The organism is Nocardia crassostreae, assembly GCF_001613405.1.
Lineage (GTDB): Bacteria > Actinomycetota > Actinomycetes > Mycobacteriales > Mycobacteriaceae > Nocardia > Nocardia crassostreae.
Genome location: NZ_BDCH01000020.1, coordinates 242,505 through 267,424, shown reverse-complemented (window position 1 = coordinate 267,424; position 24,920 = coordinate 242,505). Strand labels below are relative to the sequence as shown.

Here is a 24,920-nt window from a genome sequence, read left to right as displayed (position 1 = left end):
GTCAGGCGGGCAGGCCCAGTCCGGCCGCCAGCACCGGCCAGGACTTCTTCAGGTCGTCCTGCCAGTAGCCCCAGGAGTGAGTGCCGGTCGGCTGGAAGTCGAAGGTGGCCGGAATACCCAGCTGGCCCAGCTTGGTCGCCAGATTGTGGGTGCAGTAGTTGGTGCCCGCCTCGATGACGCCGCCGACGGTCACCTGATTGGCCAGGCCGCCCGGGCCGGGCAGGGTGTGCGGGCCATCGAGGGTGTCCCACTGGCCGGGCACGCCGGAACCGCTGGAGATGAACAGGTTCAGTCCGCGCAGCTAGCCGGCGTGCACGTAGGGATCGTTCTCCGCCCACATAGGATCGCCCTTGGGCCCGTACATATTGTCGGTATTGCCGCCGCCCGCGGCGACCACCAGGTTCACCATGTCGTAGCCCAGCGGATCACTGATCTGCGCGCAGCCGCTGTAGGAGGCCACCGACTGGTAGAGCCCCGGCTTGGCGATCGGCAGCTGCAGCACCGAGGTACCCGCCATGGACAGCCCGGCAATGGCATTGCGCCCGTTGGTGTTCAGCGCGCGATCGATGAGCGGCGGCAGCTCCTCGGTGAGGAAGGTCTTCCACATGTTCACGCCGAGTTTGGGATCCGGTGCGCGCCAATCGGTGTAGTAGCTGAACGCGCCGCCCACCGGCTTGCACCACATTGACGTTCTTGTCGGCCAGGAAGTTCAGCACATCGGTCTGCTGCTGCCAGGTGGCCTTGTCCTCGCCGCCACCCGCGCCATTGAGCAGATACAGCACCGGCGCCGGACCCGAGGTATCCGCGGCCCGCTGCACATCGATCTCGATGTTCTTGCCCATGGCGGCGGAGTAGACCTGCAGTTTGACGGTGCGGTCGCCGGTGACTTCGCTCGAGACGATGCGCGAGCCGGCGGCGGAGGTGCCCGAGGGGTCCACGGCGGGCGCCGGGGCGGCGGTCGCGGTGCCCGCTGCGACCGGTAGCAGGACGGTAGCGGTCAACGCTACAACTGCGCCGCCCCAGGTCTTCGAAACACGCACGCCGGATAACTCCTCAGCAAATCGGTGAATTTTCCAATCGGAAAGATCAACCGCTCACACTGCCGGAGAGCGCTGAGCGTTTGCTGGCCTGAACCTGACAGCAGCCTGAGAGGGCCGTTACACAACACGCGGACATCTCCCACCACGCATCAGGTGTGCGCCGGGTCACTGCCGCAAGAGGCTGTCGGCGCACTGTCAGGGCGCTATCAGCGGCGGTGAGCACTGTGAGTGCACACCGGATGCACGGCCGACAACACAGGGGCCGGGCGCGAAGAGAGAAAGAGAATCGCTGAAATGTCGAACGCCGAACTGTCGAATGTCGCGCTGGCGGAGATCGTCGAGACCATGGCCACCACGTTCGGGATTCCCGGCGTCGTGGCGGGCGTGTGGGTGCGGGGCCGGGCGGTCTTCGCGGCGCACGGCGTGACCGGCGTCGAGCACCCGCTCCCCGTGGACGAGCACACGCTCTACCAGCTGGGCTCGATCAGCAAGTCGTACACGGCGACCGCGATCATGAAGCTGGTCTCCGAAGGCAAGATCGACCTGGATGCGCCGGTCCGGACCTACGTCCCGGAGCTGGTGCTCTCCGATGAGACGCACGCCGCCGCGATCACTGTGAAGCAGCTGCTCAACCACACCGCCGGATTCGATTGGAGCCTGGTCAACGACACCGGCGAGGGCGATGACGGGCTGGCGAAGTTCGTGGGATCGCTGCGCGAGATCCCGCTGATCGGCGCGCCCGGCGCGCGGGCCTCCTACAGCCAGGGCGCCTACAATCTGGTCGGCCGGATCATCGAGAACGTGACGGGCCTGACCTTCGAGAAGGCCATTGCGACCCTGATCCTGGAACCGGCCGGTCTGTCCAATACCCACTACTTCCTGAACGACATCATGACCCGCCGCTTCGCCATCGGCCATGAGCGCGAGGAGGACGGCGCCCTGTCGGTGCAGCGGACCTGGAAGGGCGCCCGCGCCAATAATCCGGGCGGCGGCATCTCCTCCTCGGCCGACGACCTGTTGCGCTGGGCCCGTGTGCATCTCGCCGACGGCCGCGCCGACGACGGCGCCACCGTGCTGCCCGGTGACGCCGTGCGGCAGATTCAGCAGCCCACCGTCGAACTGCGCGCCAGCCTGCTCGGCGACGCCTTCGGCCTGTGCTGGTTCCTGCGCGAGATCGACGGCGTGGCCACCTACGGCCACGGCGGCTCGGTCTACGGCCAGTTCGCCGAACTGCTCATCGTCCCCGAGCACGACTTCGCGATCGTCGTCATGTCCAATGCCAGCCCCGACGGCATCCCTGCCAACCAGGCGATCGTCCGCTGGGCGCTGCGGCACTACCTCGGCGTGATCGACGCCGACCCCGAGCCGCTCCCCTACGACGCGACCCGCGCCGCCGAGATCGCGGGCGAGTACGGCATCGACGCCATGACCGCGACCGTCGCCACCGACGGCGATATCCTCACCCTGGACTGCCGCATCCGCCCCGAGCTCCGCGCGGCCTCGGAAGCCGAACTCCCCCAGGATCACCCGCCGTTCGTCCTCGGACTGCTCCCGAACGACGAATACATCATCACCGAGGGCTCCTTCAAGGGTCAGCGCGGCTTCTTCAGCCGCGACGACTCCGGCGCCATCACCGGCCTCGACCTGGCGGGCCGCCTCTTCACCCGCGCCTCGTAGCAACCCGATCGACCACCGTGCAGCCGGGAATTCGGCAGCGGCCTCCCCGAGAGATCGCCGCCGAATTCCCGGCTGTCGGCGTGCGCCGCGCATTCCGGCGGCACTGCAGCGACCTTCACCCGAACTACTCGCGACGCTCACCTCCGGGTGCGAGCCCGCGCAGAGGCGGCTGGGCCCAACCTATTCGGCGCATTCGAACCGGCGCGGTCGACGGTGGCTCACCGCTCCTCGCCGCGCACCCGGGTGCGCGGCGGTCAAGAGGTCGTGAGCGGTTGGCCACACTCCTCGGACAGGCTGGTCAGGGCGGCTTCGTGAGGAAGATCGGCGCCGCGGTGGTAGGCCGAGTGGAAGGCCTCACTGCCCAGGCGGGTGGTGAGGGTTGCTCGGAGGGCGTGCAGTTCGGGCTCGCCCGAGTCGAATACGCCGCGGATCGCGGCGCTCAGGCCCAGTGCGGTCGCGGCGGCCTCGGGGCGGTCTTCCAGGAGGTGCAGTTTGGCCAGGAGTTCGGCGATCTGGGCGGCGGACTGTGCGGTGGAGGCCGTATCACCATTGACGGCGGAGGTGGTGAGCAGGGACGGGAGGATCGCGCGGGTTTCGGCGGTTGCACCGGCGGTGAGGCGATTGGCGGCGCGGGTGAACAGGATTCGGTTCGCGGCGGACTTGGCGATGGCGGCGGGGAGGCGTTCGAGGCGCTGTTCCAAGTGGTCCAGGTCGCGGTCGGCTTGTGGGATGTCGCCTGTGCGGCGGTGGTATTCGGCGCGGATCAGCAGGATGAGGGCGTCCAGGCGGGTGTAGCCGAGCGCGGCGGCCAGTTGCTGGGCGGCCTCGATGTCCCGGAGGGCTCCGGGCAGGTCACCGGCCCGCATGCGCTCTGTCGCCAATTCGGTTCGGCTGACCAGAATGTCGTCTTCCATGCCCAGTTCGGAGGCGACGGCCACCGCGCGCGAGTAGGCGGCGAGGGCGGGCTCGTGCTCGCCGCGCAGCGAGTGATCGCGCGCCACGGCGAGCAGCGTCATGCCCAAACCCCAGCGGTCGCCGACAGTTTCGAAGCCGCGCAAGGCTTCTCGCCGGGCGTCGGCCCCGGCGGGCTGGTCGCCATTGCCGGTCAGGGCGATATCGCGGGCGAAATTCGCACTGGCCCGCACCCAGGGATCCGGCCAGGCCAGCGCCAATTCGAGCTGCCGCTCACCGAGTTCCGCATCACCGGTGATCGACGCGAGCATCGAAGCCCACAGCGGCAGTCCCGGATGGAAATGCAGCGCCCCGGTCCGCTCACTCTCCGCGAGCAGCGACTCCGCCGACGCAGACTCCGTGAGACCCGACCCCGCCATCGACTGAATCACCCGGAACGCAGCCCGAGTCGCCTCCGGCAGCGCATCCCCCAACCGCAGCACCTCCGCCAGCGAGGTCTCGAACTGCGTGCTCATCCCCCGAATTCCCCAGTACCAGAACAAGGCCCGAACGAACCGCGCCGCCTGCTCCGCCCCGGCCGCAGGGGAAGCCGGATCCGATGCCGCGGCGGCCAGGGTCATGCGGAGGGCGGCGGCCATATTGGGGTGTTCGGCGTCGAAGACGGCGATGGCGCGGAGTTGGTCACCGGCGCGGAGGAGGGGTTCGTTTTCCTCCGCGAGGGATAGGAAGTGGTCCGCGAAGCGAGGGGTGAGGTCGTCGAGAGAGTCGGTGAGTTGGTCTGCGGCGTAGGCGCGGACGGTTTCCAGCATGCGGTAGCGGGGGTGGTCGTCGTTGGATCGGGTGACGATGGATTTCTCAACGAGGGTGTCGAGGGTGTAGATGATGTCGGCGGCGGGGAGGTCCGGACCGGAGCAGATCGCTTCCAGGGCTTCGACTGTCGCGCCGCCGGGGAAGAGGGACAGGCGGCGGGCGAGGATGCGCTCGGGCTGTTCCAGGAGGTCCCAGCTCCATTCGACCAGGGCGAGCAGGGTGCGCTGGCGAGGTAGGGCGGTGCGGCTGCCGGAGGTGAGCAGGCGGAAGCGGTCGTCGAGGCGGCGGGCGATCTGGTCGACGGTCATGGAGCGGAGTTTGGCGGCGGCCAGTTCGAGAGCGAGGGGCTGGCCGTCGAGTTGGCGGCAGATTTCCACGACCGGGCCGACGGTGCGGTCGTCGAGAGTGAAGTCGGGGCGGACCGCGGTGGCACGGGCCAGGAACAGCTGCACGGCCGAGAACTGCTGTGCCGCAGTTGGTTCGGGGGTGCCCGCCGGGATGGCGAGGGGATCCAGATGCCAGAGCGTCTCGCCGGTGATTGCGAGGGGCTCGCGGCTGGTGGCGAGGATGCGCAGGAGCGGCAGGCGGTCGAGGAGATGTTCGGCCAGTTCGGCGGCGGCGCCGATGAGGTGTTCGCAGTTGTCCAGAACCAGTACGGCCGCACCGACATTCAGGAGTTCGACGAGGCGGGCGGTCTGGTCGGCGCGGCGTTCGTCGGAGCTGTCGTCGAGTGCGCCCGCCACGGCATCCGCCAGCTGGTCCGGTGCGCCGACTTCGGCGAGAGGTACGAAAAACACTGGGCCGCTGTCATACCGGTCCATGGCTTCCAGGGAAAGGCGGGTCTTGCCCGCTCCGCCCGGGCCGACAATGGTGACCAGCCTGGAGTCGGCGAGCAGGTGACTCAGCCGATCCAGTTCGGCATCGCGGCCGATGAAGCTCGTCAATCTCGCGGGCAGCCGGTTGGCAACGGGTTCCCTACGCGCGACCGGTGTTTCGAGCTCCCCACGCAACAGCGCCAGATGCGTCTCGCGCAGTTCGGCGGACGGGTCGATGCCCAGTTCGTCGTCGAGGCGGGCGCGCATCTCCTCGTAGGCGGCCAGCGCATCGGACTGCCGCCCGGCTGCGGCCAGCGCCCGCATGCGCAGTGCCGCCAGTCGTTCGCTGAGCTGGTTCTCCTCGGCCGCCTTCTCCAGCTCTCCCATGATGTCGGCGTACCGGCCCACCCGCAGTTCGGCCTCGAACCAGTCCTCCGTGGCACCGGCCCGCAGATCGGTCAGGCGCGCGGCGACCGCGCGCACGAACGGCGCGTCCGCCACATCACCGAGCGCCTCGCCGCGCCACAGCCCCAGGGCCTCCCGGAATATCGCGGCGGCGGCCTCTACGCGCCCGGCCGCGAGTTCCTTGCGCCCCTGCCGCACCAGGTCTTCGAACCGCTATGCGTCCAGCCGCACCTCCGGCAGCCGATACCCGCCCGCCCCGAGCTCCACGGTTCCGACCCCGCGCAGGGCTTTCCGCAGCCGCGACACCAATGCTTGCAGTGCACCGGCCGCCTCGCCCGGCGCCTCCTCGCCCCACAGCCCGTCGATCAGCGCACCGACCGGCACCGCCCCGCCGCCTTCGAGCCCCAGCCGAGCCGCCAGCATCCGCACCCGCACCCCGCCGATCTCCACCGGAGACCCGTCATCCGCCACAACCTGAACCGGCCCAAGCACACCTACCCGCACCGGGAGAGTCTCGCAGAACCCGGCCGCGGGTGACACTTCCGCTGACCGCGGGCTTTACCCGGGAGGTAATCGACCTGCCGCGCGCACTGCGGCAGAGTCGATCCCATGACCGATATCGACACTGTTCTGGACCCGATCGGCACACAGCTGTTCGCCACCATGCCATTCAGCGAGAAGCTCGGTATCGAGGTGCTCGAACACGGGCCCGAACTGGTGCGCACCCGATTGGCGTGGGACGAATCGCTGTGCACGCTGGGCGGGACGATGCACGGCGGTGTCCTGATGTCACTGGCCGATTCGACCGGCGCGGTCTGCGCATTCCTCAATCTGCCCGACGGCAAGCAGGGCACCACGACGGTCGAATCGAAGACGAATTTCCTGCGCGCGGTCCGCTCGGGCCACGCCACCGCCTCGGCCCGGCCCATTCACGCGGGTCGCAGCTTCATCGTCGTCGAAACCGAAATCCACGACGACGCCGGAAAACTCGTCGCGAAAGTCACTCAGACGCAGGCGGTGCTCTGAGAGTCGGTCAAACCGGCGTGCACTCGATGGTTTCGAACTTGGCCTGACCGCGCCATTCCGGCCGGGCCGCATAGCGCGCCTGGTTCTTGCCCTTGCGCACCTCGACCGTGACGGCGGGCAGCTGATTACCGGACCAATCCTCGGCGGTACAGCGGTAGGTGAAGCTGACCTCCGCGTTCGCGGTGCCCACGGCGGTGACCGAGAGCGCCGACAGCCCCATGGCTTCCGCGACGGACCAGCGGACGATATTTCCAGTGCGCACGAAATCTCCTGCACGGATCGGGGTCACGAGCACGCCGATTCTCGCACGATCGCCGCGGATTCGCGGCGGGAGCGGGATATCGGCTGCTCGGGGACGTATTCCGGATGGCTCCGGATCAGGAGTACATCTCCTCGATGACACTCGCGTAGCGCTCGTTGATCGGCTTGCGGCGCGGTTTCATGGTGGGGGTGAGCAATTCCCCGCCGGGCTGCCAGAACTCGCTGACGATGCGGAACTTCTTCACCTGTTCGATGCGCGAGAGTTTGGCGTTGGCCTGCTCGATCGCCGCGGCGATAACACGCTCCACCTCGGGATTCGCGGCCAATGCCGCGGGATCGGCGGCAATGCCGTGCTTTTCGGCGAAAGCGGCGGCCGCATCCGGATCGAGGGCGATCAGCGCGCAATTGTATTTACGATTGTCGCCGATGGCGATGGCCTGGCCGACGAGCGGCGCGAACGCCTTGATCCAGTTCTCGATATTGGACGGCGACATATTCTTGCCACCGGCATTGATGATGAGTTCCTTTTTACGGTCGACAATGCGCAGGTAGCCGTCGGCGTCGAGTTCGCCGATATCGCCGGTGTGCAGCCAGCCCTCCGAATCCAGGATCTCGGCGGTCTGCTCGGGCCGGTTCAGATAGCCCTTCATGATGAGCGGCCCGGCCACCAGCACCTCGCCGTCCTCGGCAATGCGGATCCGCATGCCCTGCACCGGCTTTCCGACCGTGCCCAGGAGCAGCCGTCCCGGCGGGCACAGCGTGGCCATGCCCGACAGCTCGGACATGCCCCAGGCATCGCTGACCTCGATGCCGAGGCCGTTGAAGTAGCGCAGCAGTTCCGGCGAGACCGGCGCGGCGCCGGAGATGGCGACCTTGATGTCGTTCAGGCCCAGTGCGGCACGCACTTTCGACAGCACCAGGGCATCGGCAATGGCGTGCTGGATGCCCAGCAGCGGTCCGACCGACTCACCCGCGAGCCGGGCATAGGAGACCTGACGGCCGACGCCGACCGCCCAGTGCGCGAGTGCCGCCTTGGCTCCGGTGGATTCGGCCAGCTTGTCCTCGATGCCGGTGCGCAGCTTCTGCCACACCTGCGGGACCGCGCCGAGCAGGGTGGGGCGGCAATCGGCAAGGCCCGGGGCGAATCCGGTGCGATCGGCGACGGTGGTGATGGTGGAACCGACGTACATGCTCAGATACAGCGCCGACCAGCGATCGGCGATGTGAGCCGACGGCAGGAACGACAGCACGCGTTCGTTGTGGTCGGCTCCGGCCAGGCTGACGGTGGCCTCCGACATGGCGACCATATTGGCGTGAGTGATCTGCACGCCCTTGGGCGCGCCCGTGGTGCCGGAGGTGTAGATGAGGGTCAGCACATCATCGGGTTGCACCGCGCGCCAGCCGATTCGAAATCGAAGTCCGCATCGACCCGCGCGGCGAGGTCCTCGAGGCTCAGGGTTTCCGCATCGCCGCCGTCGATGCACACGATGTGCCGGACCGCGGTTCCCGTGCGCCCCTTGGCGATCACCGGCAGGAACTGGGATTCACACACCACGACCTCGGCCCCGGAATCGCCGAGCAGATGGTTCAGCTGCTCCGGCGAGGAGGTATTGTACATCGAAAACGGCGCCGCCCCAAGGTGAACCACCGCGGTGTCGATTGGATAGAACTCCGGCCGATTGGCCAGCATGAGTGCGACCTTGCTGCCGTGCCCGACGCCCAGCGCGGCGAATCCGCCCGCCAGCGTGCGCACCTGTCGTCCCCAGTCGCCGAAGGTCAGCGTGCTCGCATCCCCGGCCGTGCGTACCGCGACCTCCCCCGCATACCGGGCGATAGTCGCCTGAAACGCCGCGCACATGGTGGCCGGTGCTGCTGTCATGAATCCGGGTGCTCCTCGTTCGATCGGTTCGACCGCGCGTCAGCATACGCAGGGTGAACCGATTTGCCCGATTCAGGCAGGGGAAGCGCGGTTCTCAGCAGCAGTTCGGATCCAGCACCAGACACAATGCCGCGAGCGCCTCGCGGCGGGCGCCGTGCTGCACGGCCATCCCTTGCCGCTCGGATTCCACGAATCCGGCCTTGCGCAATTGCCCCAGGTGATGACTGACGGTGGACTCGGCGAGCTCCACCAGCGCAGCCAGTTCACCGGTGCTCATGGTGGCGCGCGAGGTCAGCAGGATCGACATCAGGCGCACCCGCGCCGGATCGGCGATGGCCTTGAGCCGCAAGGCCACTTCGAGCGCCATCGGCTCGTCGATCGGCTCGGCGGCAACCGGTACGCAACAGACCGGGGCGGACATATCGATCACGGGCAGCGGCTTGGGCACGAATCCACCCTATCGAGGATATTGACATATGTCGAAAGGGTGGCAAGCTGGAGGTGTCCGATGATTTCGATATATGTCTCACAGGTAGGTGTCATCATGAGCGATCCCGGACAGGACGAGATCCGCGAGGCGGTCCGTGCCCGATATGCCACGGCGGCAACATCATTCAAGCAATCCGGCGGCTGTTGCGGTCCCGGCGGATGCGGCGATACGGCAACCTTCGACGAGGCGGGCTTCGGCAATCGCCTCTACCCCGAGGCCGATCGGGACGCGATTCCCGCCGACGCCGTGGCGGCGAGCCTCGGCTGCGGCAATCCGACCGCCGTCGCCGAATTGCGCAGCGGCGAGACCGTTCTCGACCTGGGCTCCGGCGGCGGCCTCGATGTGCTGCTGTCCGCGCGGCGGGTCGGCCCGTCCGGCACGGCCTACGGCCTCGACATGACCGACGAAATGCTCGACCTGGCGCGTGCGAACGCGGCCGCGGCCGGGGCGGAGAACGTCGAATTCCTGCGGGGCGCCATCGAATCCATTCCCCTGCCCGACGCCTCGGTCGACGTGGTCATCTCCAACTGCGTCATCAACCTCTCCCCCGACAAACCCGCCGTCTTCGCCGAGACCTTCCGCGTCCTGCGCCCCGGCGGCCGGTTCGGCGTCACCGACGTTATCGCCGAGGATCACCTCACCCCCGCCGACCGTCGCGCCCGCGGTAGCCACACCGGCTGCATAGCCGGTGCGCTCTCGGTGAGCGAGTACCGCTCCGGCCTGACCGCCGCCGGATTCACCGAGATCGAAGTCACCCCCACCCATCAGGTCGCGCCGGAGATGCACTCGGCGATCGTGAAAGCCGTCAAACCGCGTTAGCTCGGCGGCTGCGCGCATATTGCCCACCGATTCGATATGCGTCACTATCGATGAATGCCGAAAGCCGGGCGGCTGCACCTCACGGTCGTGCCCTCCTCATCCTGCGGAGCCACGCCCCTGACGCGAGCACCCCTGTCCGCCGCGGCCGCCACCACCCTGGCCCCGGCCTTCGCGGCCCTCTCCGATCCGCTGCGCCTGCGCATTCTTTCGATGATCGCCGCGCACCAGGGCGGCGAAACCTGCGAATGCGACCTCACCACCGCCTTCAACGCCCCCGGCCCCACCCTCACCTACCATCTCCGCATCCTGCGCGAAGCCGGGTTGCTGTCCCGTGAACGCCGCGGCCCCCAGCTCTACTACCGCATAGAACCCGAAGTCCTGCACCAGCTTTCACAGCTGCTGGGCACCACACTCGATTCGGTCTTCATCGACCGCTAGGCCGGGCGGCCCCTCAGAGCTGAACAGCGCCGCACGACGGACAGGTCGCGACGTCACCGGCGAAACCGGCGGAGCCCATCTCGACTGCCACTTTCTGCAGCTCATCCTTGATTTCGAGCACCTTCGCCTCGTATCGCAGATGTCCATCCAGCCAAGCGGACTCGCCGAGTCCGCTCTCGGCCGCCATGCGCTCGAGGAAACGAGCCGCCACGTCCCCCAACTCGACCGTTATCGGCTTCCGCATAGCGCTCGATCCTACGAGCGCTCGGATCGGCCGGGCAGGGAACTCCGCAGATCCAGCGGTCCAGTTCGTAAGTTGCGGACCAGCGGAATTCTGCGGGTGACGGACACGCGGATTACTCTAGAGCAAACGTTCGACTCGAGGTAATCTGCCGGACCATGCCGGAACCCGCATCCCTCGCCATCGCCCAGATCGGCGAGGTGCATCGCCAGTTGATCAAGGCTGCGGTGTTCGGCAAGCAGCTGACCCCCGACCAACTCGAGCGCATGGCCGAGCTGCTCGCCCAGGGTCTGCGGAATCTAGATGTAACTCCTGGTTCCACACACGCGTAGAATGTTGCTACGCTCACGTAGCAATGCGGTGGCTGCGGGTGGTTTGCCCCGGTCACGGACATACGAACACCAGAAGTATCGATGAAGCTACTTCCGAAGCTCGGCCGCCGTGTGGTGACCGAACCCGGTGAGGTAGCCCTGCATGCCCGCAATGTGCGGTTCGACTGGTCCCATACCGAGCCGGTGTGGATGAAGGACGAGCCCATTGCCTCGCATGTGCTCAATGCGCTGAGCATGCTGCTGCCCGAGGGCGAGCGCATGTTCCTGGTCACCTTCGGGGAGGCGCTCGAGCTGGTCCGGGACGAGAAACTGCGCGAGGCCATGATCGGGTTCATCGGGCAGGAATCGATGCACGCGGAGAGCCACAACGATGCGCTCGAAGAGGTGCTGAAGACCCACGGGTACGACGTGGAACCCTATGTGCGGCAGGCCGAATACCTGTTCCGCAAGACGCTGGGCCCGCGTGAGATGGGCACGCCCGCGGCGCAACAGCAGCAGCTCGTCGAGCGGCTCGGGTTCATTGCCACGCTGGAGCATTTCTTCGCGTTCCTCGGCGACTGGATCCTCAATACCGATCTGGAGCAGTTCGACAGCGATGCGCAGATGCTGGATCTGTTCCGCTGGCACGGCGCCGAAGAGGTCGAGCATCGGATGGTCGCCCATGATGTGGCCGAGTACTTCGAGGTCGGCTATGTGCGGCGCGGCGCGCTCATGCTGATCGTCTTCCCGCTGTTCATCGCGCTGCTGGTGCGGGGGGCCAAATACCTGGTGCATCAGGATCCGAATCTGCCCAACCACCGCTATCCGATGCTCATCGGCCGCATCTTCGCCTCCATGTGGCGGGGTGCGCTGCCGGGTGTGCCGTCGCTGTTGATCAGCGCGCTGTCGACCTTCAAGCCCGGGTACTCCCCCGAGCCGGTGGGATCCACCGCCCAGGCCGTGGCGTATCTGGCGCAGTCACCGGCCGCCCGGATCATGGCCTCGTGAGCGCGAGTCGTCAGGTCCCGGCGCAGCTGCCACTCGATCTCTACGGCAAGAATCGCCAGGACCGCGCCACGCGCGTGTTCGAGCTGATCGCCGAGACGCGGTTGCGCTGGACCACCGTCGTCAATCGCAAGGAACCGCCGAATCCGTTGGACGACAGGCGAATTCCCCTGGTGGTCGTGGAGCGCCGGGTGGAGGCGCACGATACCGATGTGATCAGCCTGCTGCTCACCGCGCCGGACGGGCGCAAACTGCCGGAATGGCGGCCGGGTGCGCATCTGGATCTGGAGTTGCCCTCGGGGCGGGTGCGGCAGTACTCGCTGTGCGGCGATCCGGCCGATCAGCACAGCTATCGCATTGCAGTGCGGCGGATTCCGGACGGCGGGGCGGATCCCGCGAGGTGCACGACGCCTTGAAGGTCGGCGCCGCGGTGGTCGTGCGCGGGCCGCGCAATGCGTTCCCGTTCGTGCTGCCCGGCTACGGATCATCGGCCGCCCGAGTGCATTTCGTGGCGGGCGGCATCGGGATCACCCCGATTCTGCCGATGGTGCGGATGGCGCACCGGCTCGGCGTGGACTGGACGATGGTGTACACCGGCCGCAGCCGCGACACCATTCCGTTCCTGTCCGAGGTCGAGGGCTTCGGTGAGCGCGTCACCGTCCGCACCGATGACGAGCACGGCCTGCCCGATGCGCGGGCGCTGCTGCCGGGCATCGGCGCCGACACCTCCGTGTACTGCTGCGGCCCGGTGGTGATGACTCAGGTCATTGCCGATGCCGTGCGCGACATGCCGGGCGTGGAACTGTATTCCGAACGGTTCTCGCCGCCTCCCGTCGTCGACGGCACCGCGTTCCGGGTCGAACTGGCGCGCACCGGCGGGACCGTCGAGATTCCCGCCGACAAGTCCGTACTCGAAGAAGTTCTGAAAGTCCTTCCGGACAGCCCCTATTCGTGCCGCCAGGGCTTCTGCCGCACCTGCCGGGTGCGGGTGGTCTCCGGCGAGATCGACCACCGCGACACCGTGCTCACCGCTGCCGAGCGGGACGTCGGCGACATGCTCATCTGTGTATCCCGTTGCGACGGTGACCGCCTGGTGCTGGACCTCTAGCACCCGTTTCAGGAGAAGATCGTGACCGATCAACCGACCATCATCCCCGCCGCCGAGCGCATCGTCCGCAATGGCGAATTCGAGCTCGCCGTCTACGAATACGGTGAGCCGTCCGCCGAAACCATTGTGCTGGTGCACGGTTGGCCCGATGACAACCACCTGTGGGATCGGGTGGCGCCGCTGCTGGCCGACCGCTTCCACGTGGTCACCTACGACACCCGCGGGCACGGGCGCTCCACCCGGACCGATCGCACCGAGGACTACCGGCTGGAGAACTTCGCCGCCGACCTGTTCGCCGTCGCCGACGCGGTCTCACCGGACCGGCCGGTGCACGTGCTGGCCCACGACTGGGGTTCGGTCGAGGCGTGGGAGGCCGTCTGCGAACCGCGGGCCGCCGCGCGGATCTCCTCCTTCACCTCGGTCTCCGGGCCGAACCTGGACCATCTCAGCGCCTGGGTGCGCGGCAATCTGTCGCACGGCAAAGTGTGGGGTCCGTTCACGCAGCTGCTGTCCTCGACCTACACCGGCCTGTTCATGACTCCCGGCGTGCCGCGCGTGGTGCTCAAGCCGCTGGGCACCGAGAAGATGTGGTCGCGGTTCGTCGGGCTGATGAACGACACCTCGCCGGAGAACATCAAACTCGGGCCGGAATTCCGGCGCGACTTCTTCGACGGTATGCGCATCTATCGCGCGAACATCCTGCGCCGCATGGCCGAAACGCGCGAGCGCCGCACCGAGGTGCCGGTGCAGTTGATCATCGCACGCCGCGATGTGGCGGTGCGCCCGGCCGGATACGACGACACCCAGGACTGGGCGCCGACTTTGTACCGCCGGGAGGTCGGCGGCGGGCACTGGCTGCCGTTCTCGCATCCCGAGCTGTTGGCGACCGCGACCGCCGAGCTCATCGACTCGCTGCGCACCGGAGTCGTGCCGCGCGCGTTGCGCCGCGCCGAAGTCGGCGGGGAGCAGCGGGCTTTCGAGGATCAGCTGCTGGTCATCACCGGCGGCGGCAGTGGCATCGGCCGGGAGACCGCGCTGGCGTTCGCCCGCCTCGGGGCCGAGGTGGTGCTGTCCGACATCAACCTCGACGCGGCCAAGGACACCACCGAACTCATTGCACGCGAGGGCGGTACGGCGCATGCCTATCAGCTCGACGTCTCCGATGACGGCGCGGTCGCCGAGCACGCCGCCGCGGTGATCGCCACGCACGGAGTGCCCGATGTTCTCGTCAAAAATGCGGGTGTGGGTCAGGCCGGAGATTTCTTCGACACTCCCGCAGCGGAATTCGACCGCGTGCTGAAAATCAATCTGCACGGCGTAATCAATGGCTGCCGGACCTTCGGCAAGGCCATGGCCGACCGCGGTCTGGGCGGACATATCGTCAATCTGTCGAGCATGGCGGCCTATACCCCGCAGCGCGGATTCTCCGCTTACTCGACCAGTAAGTCGGCGGTCTTCATGTTCTCCGATTGCCTGCGGGCGGAGCTGTCGGGCAAGGGCATCGGCGTGCACACCATCTGCCCGGGCATCGTGCACACCAATATCGTTGCCGCCACGCGATTCGCGGGCGTCTCGGCCGAGGAAGAGGCCGCCAAGCAGCAGAAATACGACAAGCTGTACGCGGCGCGGCGGTACGGGCCGGAGAAGGTGGCGGCGCAGATCGTCAAGGCGGTCGAACGGGATCGGGATGTGGTGCCGGTGATGCCGGAGGCGTGGATGCAGTACCGGTTCAACCGATTCGCCCCGGCGGTCGCGCGATTCTTCGCGGCGCGGGTCAAGCTGACGTAATTCGGTACCCAATGGATTGTCCGTCCACACCTTTCGACCTCCCCCGAATTACCGGGTCTGTCGCAGTGAATAGTGCGGCAGTAGTTTTCGGCTAGCACAATAGAAGGTGCCGCTCGCTCGGGGGGAGCCGAGTCAGGGGGACTCGGCCAGGTAGCCGACGGGCGTGGGAGGGAATCCGATGATGACCGTAGGAATCGTCATTGCCGTACTGATCGACCTTGCCGCCCTTATCGGCGGGGTCGCGATGTGGCAGGACGGACAAGGCAGGCACCGCAGTCGCGGCCGGTCGGGTCGCTGGGCCGGGTACTCCTCCGGTGGCGGCTCGGGCGGTTCGAGTAGCTACAGCTCGGGCAGCTACGGAGACGGCGGCGGAGGTGGCTGCGGCGGGGGTGGTGGCGGCTGCGGTGGCGGCGGAGGTGGCTGCGGCGGGGGTGGTGGCGGCTGCGGTGGCGGCGGAGGCGGCTGCTGAGGCGTAATGCCGTCCCATGAGTGAGAGCCGGTGCGGTTGTGCCGCACCGGCTCTCGGCTGTCTCCGGTCAGTCCTGCTCGCGCAGCGAACTCTCGATGAAGGCGACCCGTTCGGCCGGTATGCCCCACGGGTCGTCCACCCCGGCCTTGGTGTCGAGATCCCAGATCACGCAGTCCTCCCCCGGCCGCGCCACCAGCGTCCACGCCACGACGGTCCGGCCCAGCTGATCCACCATGGGATCCGCGGAGGTGTCGCGTGACCCCTCATCGGCCGGATAGTGGTGCAGGAACTGCCCGTACGCCGCCGAGCAGAAGCGCTCGTATCGCAGCGTGCACAGAATGAATCCGTGCCAGGCCTCGTCCACGGCGCGTGACGGCATTCCGATAACCTGCCCGTCCCGCATGGCGGCGCCGCAGCACCGCAACCATTGGCGCAGAACGGTTTCCACGAGTTCGCGCGGCTCCCAGGGGCAGTTCTTGAAGATGGCGTCCAGGAGTTCGAAATTGTCCACAACCGTGTTCATTTCGTCGATCCCCGGGCTCCGAAAGCGTTGCAGCAACATGACCCACGGTACGTCCGGATCCGGACGTACCGCATGGCACAGCTTCTGGGGTCAGGCGGTGGCGGACTCGAGTTCCCGGCCGCGGGTGGCGCGCAGGCTGGTCAGGGTCACCGTCACCAGCACCACCACGATCACCACCAGCGAGGCCGCGGTCGGGATGGTCGGCACCCCGCTCCAGACGCCGTGCGCCCAGTGCAGCACCAGCTTCACGCCGATGAAGGCGAGGATCACCGCCAGGCCGTAGGCCAGGTGCACCAGTCGCGACAGCGCCGCGTGCAGCACGAAGTACAGGGCGCGCAGGCCCAGCAGCGCGAACGCGTTGGTCGCGAACACCAGGAACGGATCACCGGTCACGCCGTACACCGCGGGCACCGAGTCGACGGCGAAGACCACATCGGTGGCCATGACGGCGACGACGACCAGCGCCAGCGGGGTGAGGGCGCGTCGCCCGGCCTCCCGGACGGTCATGCGGGTACCGCGGTAGTGGTCGGTGACCGGCATGAACCGGCGCAGCAGCCGCACCGACCGCATCGTCGAGATGTCGACTTCCTGCTCCTGCCCGCCGACCGCATCGACCAACAGCTTCACGGCCGTGATCAGCAGGATCACGCCGAACAGCAGGAACGCCCAGTCGAGCGTGGCCAGCGCTGCCGCGCCCAGCGCGATGAAGATGCCGCGCAGCACCAGCACGCCGACGATGCCGTACAACAGCACCCGCTGCGCCAGCGCCGCGGGCACCGCAAACGCCGACAGCAGGAGCATGAACACGAACAGGTTGTCCACCGACAGCGACTTCTCCAGCAAATAGCCGGTGAAGAACTCCATGCCCGTCGCGCCACCATTGTGGAACCACAGGAACACACCGAACGCGACCGGCAGCGCGATATAGAAGACCGTCCACCCGATCGCTTCCCGCATGGACACCTCGTGCGGCTTGCGCGTCAACGCGAAGTCCAGCACCACCAGCGCCAGCACGACAACAATCGTTCCAACCCCACAACCAGGGCGTACCAACACTTTCGACAGCGGCAGAACCAGCCAGAACAGACATACTCACAGGACCTCCTCGGCATGAGAAATCAGCCGAGGTCTCCTTCACCCATGTCCGTGGGCAACCACCCGGGGGCAACGACGGCGTCGCCCGTACTGACCGGAATGATTCTTGGGAAGTACTCCCCTCTGCGCGACAGAATAGCCGAACCTTAACTCAACTGTCCAGTTACCCCTACCTGGGACTGAGCACCACCACCGCCAACGGCCGCGACGTCATCCTCTGATACTGCGCATACCGCCCCCGATTGACCTTGTCCGCCAGCCCGAACCGCCGCCCATAATCCGGATCATCCGGATACGTGGCCCTCGCAGTAACGGCCACCCGCCTGGTCCCCACCTGAATCTCACACTCCGGCGAAGCCTTCACATTCGCCAACCACCCCGGCGGCCGCGCCGACCCCCCATTGGACGCAGTAACCAAATAATCCCGCCCATCCCGCGCATAAGTCAGCGCCGAAGTCCGCTCCCGCCCCGTCCTCCGCCCCACAGTCCGCAACAACAACGTCGGATTCCCGAACAACACCCGATGCCCCACCACCCCCCGACTCTTCTCATAAACCCACTGATGCACCTCGAGCACCTTCACAAACAGACTCGCCATCATTCCTCCCGATCCATACCCCCTACGCCACCGTAAGTTCCCCCGCGCCCGAGTAGGCATCGACCCACCCGAAGCGGTAGCATCGCGAGGCCCACTGGAGATCTCCAGCGGTCAGGGGCGGTAGCTCAGTCGGTTAGAGCCGTGGACTCATAATCCATTGGTCGCGGGTTCGAGCCCCGCCCGCCCCACTTTTGCCCCCTGAACAGCGCGAACAGCCACTCGAGATCGTAAGATGTGTCGATCCAAAGGTATTGCGGCCGAGTTGTTGTACCGAACCGGTCTGTGTGCGGCGGTCGAATCCGGCGCTGACCAATCTTGTGAACGCTGCCTGTAGCACCCCGAGATGCGTCCAAGGCCAGGACAATCAGAAGGGTGATGGAGCTGATCCTGACCGATGAGCGACGTAACGAGCTTGTGGCCTTGCTCGGCGACGAAGCGAGGCTGCGTGCCGCATATCCCGTTGTCGCGGACTATCTCTCTACCGCGCCGATGCTGGCTGGTACCGGGGATGACCGTGCCGACGCTGCGTTCGATCTCCGGTTGGTCCACTACCTGACCGGGGGTGAATCGGCTTCCGGGAATCCGTACTGGGACATCGTGGGGCCATCGGTGCATGGGCGGGAGAACCGCCGCGTGGTGAACGGAGGTCGGCTGAAGGGAAGTGCCCGGCTTGGCTATGCTCAAACCGTTCTGCAGGCCGCATACGCCTACGCTGTCCCGGCACCTGGGACCATCGCATGGGTTGCCCAATTCTGTTCAGGTAGAACAGTTGTCGAGCTTGGTGCCGGGCGTGGCTATTGGGCTGCGCAGCAGGCGCGGGCTGGGTTGAGAGTCGAAGCGTATGACTCCGAACCGCCGGATGCGACTGCCAATCCATCATTTCCAGAAACAGCTGGGCAGCTCGACGTCTGGTACCCGGTTGCAGATCGCGATGCTTACAAGGCGCGCAGCGACGACCAGGCCGGTCGCGTCCTGTTCCTGTGTTGGCCGCCGGGATGGGGAAATACGATGGCCTCGGTCGCAGTGGACGAGTTCGAGCGCGCTGGCGGGGACCGGCTGATCTTCATCGGCGAACCCAAGGGCGGCAAGACCGGTGACGATGCGTTCTTCGATGCCCTCACCGCGAAATGGGAGCTCGAAACCCAAGACCCGCAATTCGTTTCGTGGTGGAATCTCTCTGACATCGCACAGGGTTGGGTGCGGCGCGCCTAGCCCTGGCTGTCGCTTTCGGGGTCGGGCGCTATCCGAGGAGGTGATCGTTGTGGCGGGGATCGAGCCGTTTCGCGTCGACGTTCCGCAGGAGCAGGTGGATGACTTGCGGGCGCGGTTGGGGGGTACTCGGTGGCCGGATGAGTTGGCGGGGTTGGGGTGGTCGTATGGGGTGCCGGTGGGGTATGCGCGGGGGTTGGCGGAGTATTGGGGGGAGGGGTTTGATTGGCGGGCGGCGGAGAAGCGGCTGAACAGCTTTGCGCAGTTCATTACTCGGATCGACGGGCAGCGGGTGCATTTTCTGCATGTGCGGTCGGCGGAGCGGGATGCGTTGCCGCTCATCATTACTCATGGGTGGCCGGGATCGGTGGCCGAGTTCTTGAAGATTATCGAGCCGCTGACGGATCCGGTGGCGCACGGGGGTGCGGCGGGGGATGCGTTTCATATTGTGGCGCCGTCGATTCCGGGGTTCGGGTTCAGTGGGCCCACCGGCGAGACCGGGTGGGATATCGAGCGGGTGGCGCGGGCCTGGGCGGTGTTGATGGGGCGGCTCCGGTATGAGAGGTACGGCGCGCAGGGTGGAGACAGCGGGTCGGTCATCTCGCCGATGCTGGGGCGGCTGGATGCGGCGCATGTCGTCGGGGTGCATGTCAACGGTGGTCTCGGGTTTCCCACCGGCGATCCGGCCGAGTTGGAGGGACTCACACCGGACGAGTTGGCCAGGCTCGAGCAGTATCGGGATCTGGACCGCGGCGGGTACGCGATCATCCAGTCGACGCGGCCGCAGACACTGGCGTTCGGGCTGAGCGATTCGCCTGCGGCACAGCTCGCTTGGATCGTCGAGAAGTTCAAGGAGTGGACCGATCCGGCGCACGAACTGCCCGAGGACGCGGTCGATATCGACCAGCTGCTCACCGACGTCAGCATTTACTGGTTCACCGGGACCGCCGCCTCCTCGGCCCGCCTGTACAAGGAGGGCCAGCAGGCATGGGGTTCCACGGCGCCCTACTCGGGACTACCACACGGCGTCGCGGTGTTCCCGGGCGACGGCGGGGTCCGGCGCATCGCCGAACGCGAGCACAATGTCGTGCACTGGTCGGAATTCGATCGCGGCGGCCACTTCGCCGCCATGGAAGCCCCGGACCTGCTGGTCGAGGACGTCCGAACCTTCTTCCGCCCCTTGCGATAACAACCTCAGCTGTCCACGTGGACGTGCGGGCGCTGCGAGCGCCGGGGTACCGCGCGGCGCAGGATTTCGCGAGTCACCGGGGCCACCTCGCCTTCGCCGAAGAACATGAAGCGAAGGAGGTTGATCAGCGGATTGCCTTCCGTCCATTCGAAGTAGACGTGCGGGATGACGCCGGTGCGGTCGCGAATGGCCAGCAGGATGGCGGCAATGGAGTTCAGGACGGCGGCGGCTTCGACACTGAGGATGCGGTACTGCGCCACCTCCACCCCGGTGACGAGGAGATGGGTGCTGAATTCCGAAGGGTCCTTGACGATCACCTCGAGGAAGAGAATCGGATCGGCGTCGGGGATATGGCTTTCGCGGCGCTGATCAGCTTCCTTCTCCGCGTATTCCTCGGGCTGCCGCTGGTCGATGTCGTGGGTGACGATGCGGATCTCGCCGCGGGCGGCCAGATCGTCGATGACGCGGGCGGCCTTGTCGTCGAAAGTCACTTGGACGGCCCGGAGTTCGAAGGCGCGACGGGCGCGGGAGGCGAAGGACACCACGATGATCGCGAGCACGAACAGCAGGGCCAGATGCACGCCCTCGGGCTTGGCGATGATGTTGTCGATGGTGGTGTACACGAAGATCAGTGACACCGCACCGAAGGGGAACACCCTGCCGCGCTGCTGTTTCCGCCAGGCGGACAGCGTCACCGCGACCGCCGCCGAGGTGATCAGGACGAGCACGCCGGTGGCGTAGGCCGCGCCCTGAGCCTCGACGCTGGCATCGAAATACCAGGTGATGCCGAAGGCCACGGTGGCGAAAACCAATACCAGCGGCCGCATTTGGCGCGCCCACTCCGGCGCCATGCCGAACCGCGGCAGATAGCGCGGAACCAGGTTGAGCAGGCCCGGCATGGCCGAAGCGCCCGCGAACCAGAGGATGGCGATGATGCTGACGTCGTAGACCGTGCCGAAGGCATTGCCGAGATGTTCGTGCGCCAGATACGCCAGCGCCCGGCCATTGGCTTCCCCGCCGGGCTGGAAGGCCGATTCCGGAATGAGGATGGTGGTGATGAAGCTGGAGACGATCAGGAAGCAGCTCATGATGATCGCCGCGGTCGTCAGCAGCTTGCGGGCGCCGATAATGCGGCCGCGCGGGAAATCGTCGGAATCGCCCGGATCACCCTTGATCTGCGGCATGACGGCGACACCGGTCTCGAATCCGGACAGGCCGAGCGCGAGTTTGGGGAACACCAGCAGCGCGACGCCGATCATGGCGATCGGGCTGCCGTGCTGCGCGGTGAGCAGATGCCCCCAGTCGGTCACGAGGTGCGCATGGCGGATCACCTCGATCACCCCGACGACGGCCACGATCAGATTCAGCGCCAGGAATAACGCGACCAGCGTGACCGCGATACCGATGGCCTCGGTGAATCCCTTCAGGAACACCGCCGCCAGAGGGCCAGCAGCACCAGCGTGATGAGCAGGTTGTGCCCGTGCATGAAATCCGGCGTGTACGGATTCTCGACAATGTGCGCGGCGCCGTCGGCCGCAGACAAGGTCATGGTGATGGTGAAGTCGGTGGCCGCGAACCCGAGTAGCACCAGGATCAGCAGCTTGCCCCACCAATTCGGCAGGAAATTGGCCAGCATGGCGATGGACCCGCCGCCGTGCGGGCTCTCCTTGGCCACCCGCCGATAGACCGGTAGCGCGCCGAGCAGGGTCAAGGCCACCAGCACCACGGTGGCCAGCGGCGACAGCACACCCGCGGCGAGCGCGGCGATACCGGGTTGATAGCCGAGCGTGGAGAAGTAGTCGACACCGGTCAGGCACATGACCTTCCACCAGGGATGCCGGTGTTCCTTCGGCGTGTGCTTGACCATGGGCCCGGGCAGCTGCGCGGCTTGTTCGCCGGAATCCTCGAGCAACCAGGCAGCGAATCGCGAGTGGGACCGTTCGGTGGTCGTGGTCAAGTGATTCCTCCCGGAACCCGTCAGTCCGGTTACCCGAAACCAGCAATGTCGCGGCCAATTTACTCACGGCAAACCGGGCAGACGGATGCACCGCGCGGCGAGTCGCGCACGCCGGTGTGCTGGCCGGATGCGGGCGGGTCAGCCGACGTACGCCGCGATGGCATCCGCGATGGCGGTCGCGAATCGCGCCCGCCCATCCGGGGATTCGATCAGCGCGGCATCGCCGGGATCACGCATGTTCCCGCATTCGACCAGTGCTGCCGGACGTTCGGAGAAGTTGAGCCCGGCCAGATCCGGACGCGGATTCAAGCCGTCGGAACCGACATAGGTGGACGGCACGAACCCCGCGCCGACCATGCGGTCGCGCAGCATGGTGGCCAGCCGGACCGAGGGCTCACCCTGGGCGTCATTGAGCGGTGGCGAAGAGTGGGCAACATGGAATCCGTGCGCTCCCGCGGCCGCGCCGTCGGCGTGAATGGACACCACGGCCGCCGCGCCGACCGTATTGCCGAGCGATCCGCGCTCGTTCACGCACGGCCCGGCCCCGGTATCGCTGTCGCGGGTCATGATCACCCGAATCCCCCGCAGCGTGAGCGCATCCCGCACGCGCAGCGCCACATCCCAGTCGAACTCGTGCTCGGTGTAGCCGCTATTGGCATTGGTGCCGGTGGTATTGCACGGTTTCGTACCGCCGCGACCGTCCGGGACGTGGGCATTGATGACATCGGGTTGTGCGGCGCCGCCGCCATTGTGACCGGGATCGATCACCACGACCTGCCCGAATATCGGCTGCGCGGGCGCGGCCTCCGCTCCCCCGCTCGCCGCCATCAGGAGTGCACCGCAGAGTGCCGCCATCGCCTTCATCCGTCGCTGTCGCACCACCCCACCGTAGGAGACGAGCGGCGAAACCAGGACCCGGACAGGCCGGAATTCACTGTTCGAGCTTGTGGAGCACATCACGCAGCGCGCGCAATTCCGCCGCGCTGAGCTCGGCGACGCGCGGCGGCGCGGGGTCGGGGGTGGCCAGCGCCACGGCCACCACCTCGCGCCCGGCCTCGGTGAGCGACACCAGTTTGCGCCGCCGATTGCCCGCATCGATCTCACGCACCACCAGGCCGCGCTCCTCGAGATCGTTGACCGCGACGGTGGTCGCAGGCGCGTCCATGGTGGCGGCGTGCGCGAGTTCCTTGACGGTCAACGGTCCCCCGCGCAGTCGGCGCAGAATGCGAATCCGGCTGAACGGCAACCCAGTTCGCTCGATGACGGCGCGCTTCCAGGCATCGCGGGTATCCATCACCACATGGGTGAGCAGCCGCCAGACCTCATCGGGTGTGGGAGTGTCATCCGGCATGGGCTGGGGCCTTCTGTTCGAGCAATGGTGCGACGCGATCCCGCGTACCGTACGCCCACGCGGTATTGGCGGCCATGCCGAGCCCGACCACGGCGGCGGTCAAAGCCGTGATGGTCCACCACAATCCGCCACCGGCCAGCGCACCGCACAGGGCCACGCCGATGCTGATGCCCACCTGCCTGCTGGTGGAGGCCACCGCCGAGGCCGCCCCCGCCCGATCCAGCGGCATCCCGCTCACGGCGGCCGTGGTGATCGGCGCGTTGACCATGCCGAAACCGATTCCGAATACCGTGAATACGCAGATCAGCATCCAGACCGGAGTATCGGGCCGCAGCTGGGCCAGGCCGATGGCTGCCAGCGCCATGAGCGTGCCCGCCGCCAGCAACGAGGGCTTCGTGCCGCGATGGCCCACCAGCCGCCCGGACAGCGGGGAGAAAATCAGCATGCCGAGCGCCATCGGCAGGTACAGCAGACCGGTGTGCACGGCCGAGAAGCCCCGGGTCCCTTGCAGATACATCGACATATCGAACAGGAACGCCCCCAGCGCCGCGAAGGCGCAGACCGCGATGACGGTGGCCGAGGCGAACGGGAAGCTGCGGAAGAAACGCAGATCGATGAACGGCGACGGATGCCGGGCCTCGTGCCACACGAATCCGGCCAGCGCCGCGCCGCTCACCAGGAACAGCACCGGCATGCCTTCGATCAGGCCGAATACCAGCGTGAACAGCAGCAGAATCGCCAGCACCTGACCGAGCGGGTCGATACCCCGCCGGGTGGCCGACTTCGATTCCGGCACGAAGACGGTCGTGAGCACCAGCGCCACGGCACAGATCGGCAGGTTGATCCAGAAGACCGACTGCCAGCCCAGACTGTCGATCAACCCGCCACCGACCAGCGGACCCAGGGCAGTCGAAATACCCACCACCGCACCCCAGACGCCCACCGCCCGCGCCCGCTCCACCTTCCCGGTGAAGACGGTGGTGATGATCGACATCGCCACCGGATTCAGCATCGATCCGCCGATGGCCTGCAAAAACCGTGCACCGATGAGGATTTCGATGGTCGGCGCGAGACTGCACAACAGCGATCCGACCGCGAAGACGAGCAGCCCGATCCGGAACATCCGCTTACGCCCGAACCGATCCGCGGTGGCCCCCGACAACATGAGCAGGCTGGCCAGCGTCAACGTATAGATATCGACAATCCACTGCAACCGCGACAGCGAGGCCCCCAGATCCTCCTGAATCGCGGGCAGCGCCACATTCACGATGGTCGCGTCCATGGACGAGATGAGCAGGCTGAGACAGCACGTCACCAAGACCAACGTCTTCCGATTCTTGCTCAACTCGCCAATAGTTGTAGACACACAATTATTGTGAAACTAAAACCTTCCCGAGCGCACCCCCCCCTCCCGTGCGCCCCGTCACGTCCGCCGAATCTGAAACACCGTCGACCGGGAACTGGTGGCGGGGGCTACTCGGCCGATGCCGCCACCAGTTCCCGG

The 24,920-nt window shown here is 66.9% G+C and carries 20 protein-coding genes, 1 tRNA gene and 4 pseudogenes; 11 read left to right on the top strand and 14 right to left on the bottom strand.

The window, feature by feature from the left end:
- Position 1: 1 nt before the first annotated feature.
- Positions 2 to 1,040 (bottom strand): annotated as a pseudogene (locus NC4_RS22200) (alpha/beta hydrolase).
- Positions 1,041 to 1,334: 294 nt separating this feature from the next.
- Here NC4_RS22200 and NC4_RS22195 point away from each other — a divergent pair.
- Positions 1,335 to 2,717 (top strand): serine hydrolase domain-containing protein, encoded by a 1,383-nt coding sequence (locus NC4_RS22195; RefSeq protein ID WP_174566875.1) that lies wholly within the window; start codon positions 1,335 to 1,337, stop codon positions 2,715 to 2,717.
- Between the two features lie 254 nt (positions 2,718 to 2,971).
- On the opposite strand, the gene NC4_RS44075 is transcribed toward NC4_RS22195, so the two are convergent.
- Both NC4_RS44075 and NC4_RS41745 read right to left on the bottom strand, forming a co-directional pair.
- Positions 2,972 to 5,860: an ATP-binding protein gene (locus NC4_RS44075; RefSeq protein ID WP_305781639.1), complete on the bottom strand. Its 2,889-nt coding sequence runs from the start codon at positions 5,858 to 5,860 to the stop codon at positions 2,972 to 2,974.
- A 12-nt stretch (positions 5,861 to 5,872) separates the two neighbouring features.
- Positions 5,873 to 6,130 (bottom strand): AfsR/SARP family transcriptional regulator, encoded by a 258-nt coding sequence (locus NC4_RS41745; protein ID WP_218021261.1) that lies wholly within the window; start codon positions 6,128 to 6,130, stop codon positions 5,873 to 5,875.
- Between the two features lie 138 nt (positions 6,131 to 6,268).
- On the opposite strand from NC4_RS41745, the gene NC4_RS22185 reads away from it, so the two are divergent.
- The gene (locus tag NC4_RS22185; protein WP_067541426.1) at positions 6,269 to 6,685 is read left to right on the top strand and encodes a PaaI family thioesterase; all 417 of its coding nucleotides are present in this window, start codon (positions 6,269 to 6,271) and stop codon (positions 6,683 to 6,685) included.
- 7 nt (positions 6,686 to 6,692) lie between these two features.
- Here the strand turns inward: NC4_RS22185 and NC4_RS22180 are convergent, their stop codons facing one another.
- From NC4_RS22180 to NC4_RS22170, 3 genes and pseudogenes are all read right to left on the bottom strand, one after another.
- Positions 6,693 to 6,947 carry a hypothetical protein gene (locus NC4_RS22180; RefSeq protein ID WP_157555060.1) on the bottom strand — a complete coding sequence of 85 codons (255 nt, stop codon included), beginning with the start codon at positions 6,945 to 6,947 and terminating at the stop codon, positions 6,693 to 6,695.
- Positions 6,948 to 7,062: 115 nt separating this feature from the next.
- Positions 7,063 to 8,825 (bottom strand): annotated as a pseudogene (locus tag NC4_RS22175) (AMP-dependent synthetase/ligase).
- Positions 8,826 to 8,919: 94 nt separating this feature from the next.
- Positions 8,920 to 9,273, bottom strand: coding sequence for an Rv2640c family ArsR-like transcriptional regulator (locus NC4_RS22170; protein WP_067541422.1), 354 nt, complete (start codon positions 9,271 to 9,273; stop codon positions 8,920 to 8,922).
- Between the two features lie 96 nt (positions 9,274 to 9,369).
- On the opposite strand from NC4_RS22170, the gene arsM reads away from it, so the two are divergent.
- Both arsM and NC4_RS22160 read left to right on the top strand, forming a co-directional pair.
- Positions 9,370 to 10,134, top strand: coding sequence for an arsenite methyltransferase (arsM, locus tag NC4_RS22165; RefSeq protein WP_067541420.1), 765 nt, complete (start codon positions 9,370 to 9,372; stop codon positions 10,132 to 10,134).
- Positions 10,135 to 10,188: 54 nt separating this feature from the next.
- Entirely contained in the window at positions 10,189 to 10,572 is a 384-nt protein-coding gene (locus NC4_RS22160; RefSeq protein ID WP_067541418.1) for an ArsR/SmtB family transcription factor, read from the top strand.
- A gap of 13 nt (positions 10,573 to 10,585) precedes the next feature.
- On the opposite strand, the gene NC4_RS22155 is transcribed toward NC4_RS22160, so the two are convergent.
- On the bottom strand, positions 10,586 to 10,816 hold the full coding sequence (locus tag NC4_RS22155) for a hypothetical protein (RefSeq protein ID WP_067541416.1): 231 nt from the start codon (positions 10,814 to 10,816) through the stop codon (positions 10,586 to 10,588).
- A 155-nt stretch (positions 10,817 to 10,971) separates the two neighbouring features.
- Here NC4_RS22155 and NC4_RS40440 point away from each other — a divergent pair, with 155 nt between their 5' ends.
- The 4 genes and pseudogenes from NC4_RS40440 (at position 10,972) to NC4_RS22140 (ending at position 15,025) form a co-directional block, all read left to right on the top strand.
- Positions 10,972 to 11,145: a DUF6374 family protein gene (locus tag NC4_RS40440; RefSeq protein ID WP_157555057.1), complete on the top strand. Its 174-nt coding sequence runs from the start codon at positions 10,972 to 10,974 to the stop codon at positions 11,143 to 11,145.
- A gap of 81 nt (positions 11,146 to 11,226) precedes the next feature.
- Positions 11,227 to 12,132: a metal-dependent hydrolase gene (locus NC4_RS22150; protein WP_067541415.1), complete on the top strand. Its 906-nt coding sequence runs from the start codon at positions 11,227 to 11,229 to the stop codon at positions 12,130 to 12,132.
- A pseudogene (locus NC4_RS22145) lies at positions 12,129 to 13,237 on the top strand (PDR/VanB family oxidoreductase). The gene NC4_RS22150 and the pseudogene NC4_RS22145 overlap by 4 nt, the downstream one beginning before the upstream one ends.
- An 18-nt stretch (positions 13,238 to 13,255) precedes the next feature.
- The gene (locus tag NC4_RS22140) at positions 13,256 to 15,025 is read left to right on the top strand and encodes an SDR family oxidoreductase (RefSeq protein WP_067541413.1); all 1,770 of its coding nucleotides are present in this window, start codon (positions 13,256 to 13,258) and stop codon (positions 15,023 to 15,025) included.
- Positions 15,026 to 15,561: 536 nt separating this feature from the next.
- On the opposite strand, the gene NC4_RS22135 is transcribed toward NC4_RS22140, so the two are convergent.
- From NC4_RS22135 to NC4_RS22125, 3 genes are all read right to left on the bottom strand, one after another.
- On the bottom strand, positions 15,562 to 16,017 hold the full coding sequence (locus NC4_RS22135) for a UCP032817 domain-containing protein (RefSeq protein WP_157555051.1): 456 nt from the start codon (positions 16,015 to 16,017) through the stop codon (positions 15,562 to 15,564).
- Positions 16,018 to 16,107: 90 nt separating this feature from the next.
- Positions 16,108 to 17,073 (bottom strand): TerC/Alx family metal homeostasis membrane protein, encoded by a 966-nt coding sequence (locus tag NC4_RS22130; RefSeq protein WP_218021260.1) that lies wholly within the window; start codon positions 17,071 to 17,073, stop codon positions 16,108 to 16,110.
- Between the two features lie 208 nt (positions 17,074 to 17,281).
- The gene (locus NC4_RS22125; RefSeq protein ID WP_067541725.1) at positions 17,282 to 17,710 is read right to left on the bottom strand and encodes a nitroreductase/quinone reductase family protein; all 429 of its coding nucleotides are present in this window, start codon (positions 17,708 to 17,710) and stop codon (positions 17,282 to 17,284) included.
- Positions 17,711 to 17,824: 114 nt separating this feature from the next.
- On the opposite strand from NC4_RS22125, the gene NC4_RS22120 reads away from it, so the two are divergent.
- The 3 genes from NC4_RS22120 (at position 17,825) to NC4_RS22110 (ending at position 20,108) form a co-directional block, all read left to right on the top strand.
- A tRNA-Ile gene (locus tag NC4_RS22120) sits at positions 17,825 to 17,898 on the top strand.
- Between the two features lie 187 nt (positions 17,899 to 18,085).
- A complete protein-coding gene (locus NC4_RS22115) occupies positions 18,086 to 18,922 on the top strand; it encodes a hypothetical protein (protein ID WP_067541409.1) in 837 nt (278 codons plus the stop codon).
- Complete coding sequence (locus tag NC4_RS22110; protein ID WP_369690781.1) at positions 18,810 to 20,108, top strand: epoxide hydrolase family protein; 1,299 nt, start codon at positions 18,810 to 18,812, stop codon at positions 20,106 to 20,108. Before NC4_RS22115 ends, NC4_RS22110 begins: the two co-directional genes overlap by 113 nt.
- Positions 20,109 to 20,113: 5 nt before the next feature.
- Here NC4_RS22110 and NC4_RS22105 read toward each other — a convergent pair.
- The 4 genes and pseudogenes from NC4_RS22105 to NC4_RS22090 all read right to left on the bottom strand — a co-directional run bounded on the left by NC4_RS22105 (position 20,114) and on the right by NC4_RS22090 (position 24,782).
- A pseudogene (locus tag NC4_RS22105) lies at positions 20,114 to 21,975 on the bottom strand (APC family permease).
- A 228-nt stretch (positions 21,976 to 22,203) separates the two neighbouring features.
- Positions 22,204 to 22,920, bottom strand: coding sequence for an N-acetylmuramoyl-L-alanine amidase (locus tag NC4_RS22100; RefSeq protein ID WP_245721839.1), 717 nt, complete (start codon positions 22,918 to 22,920; stop codon positions 22,204 to 22,206).
- A 76-nt stretch (positions 22,921 to 22,996) separates the two neighbouring features.
- Positions 22,997 to 23,416 (bottom strand): MarR family winged helix-turn-helix transcriptional regulator, encoded by a 420-nt coding sequence (locus NC4_RS22095; RefSeq protein ID WP_067541405.1) that lies wholly within the window; start codon positions 23,414 to 23,416, stop codon positions 22,997 to 22,999.
- A complete protein-coding gene (locus NC4_RS22090; protein ID WP_067541403.1) occupies positions 23,406 to 24,782 on the bottom strand; it encodes an MFS transporter in 1,377 nt (458 codons plus the stop codon). Before NC4_RS22090 ends, NC4_RS22095 begins: the two co-directional genes overlap by 11 nt.
- Positions 24,783 to 24,920: the final 138 nt, after the last annotated feature.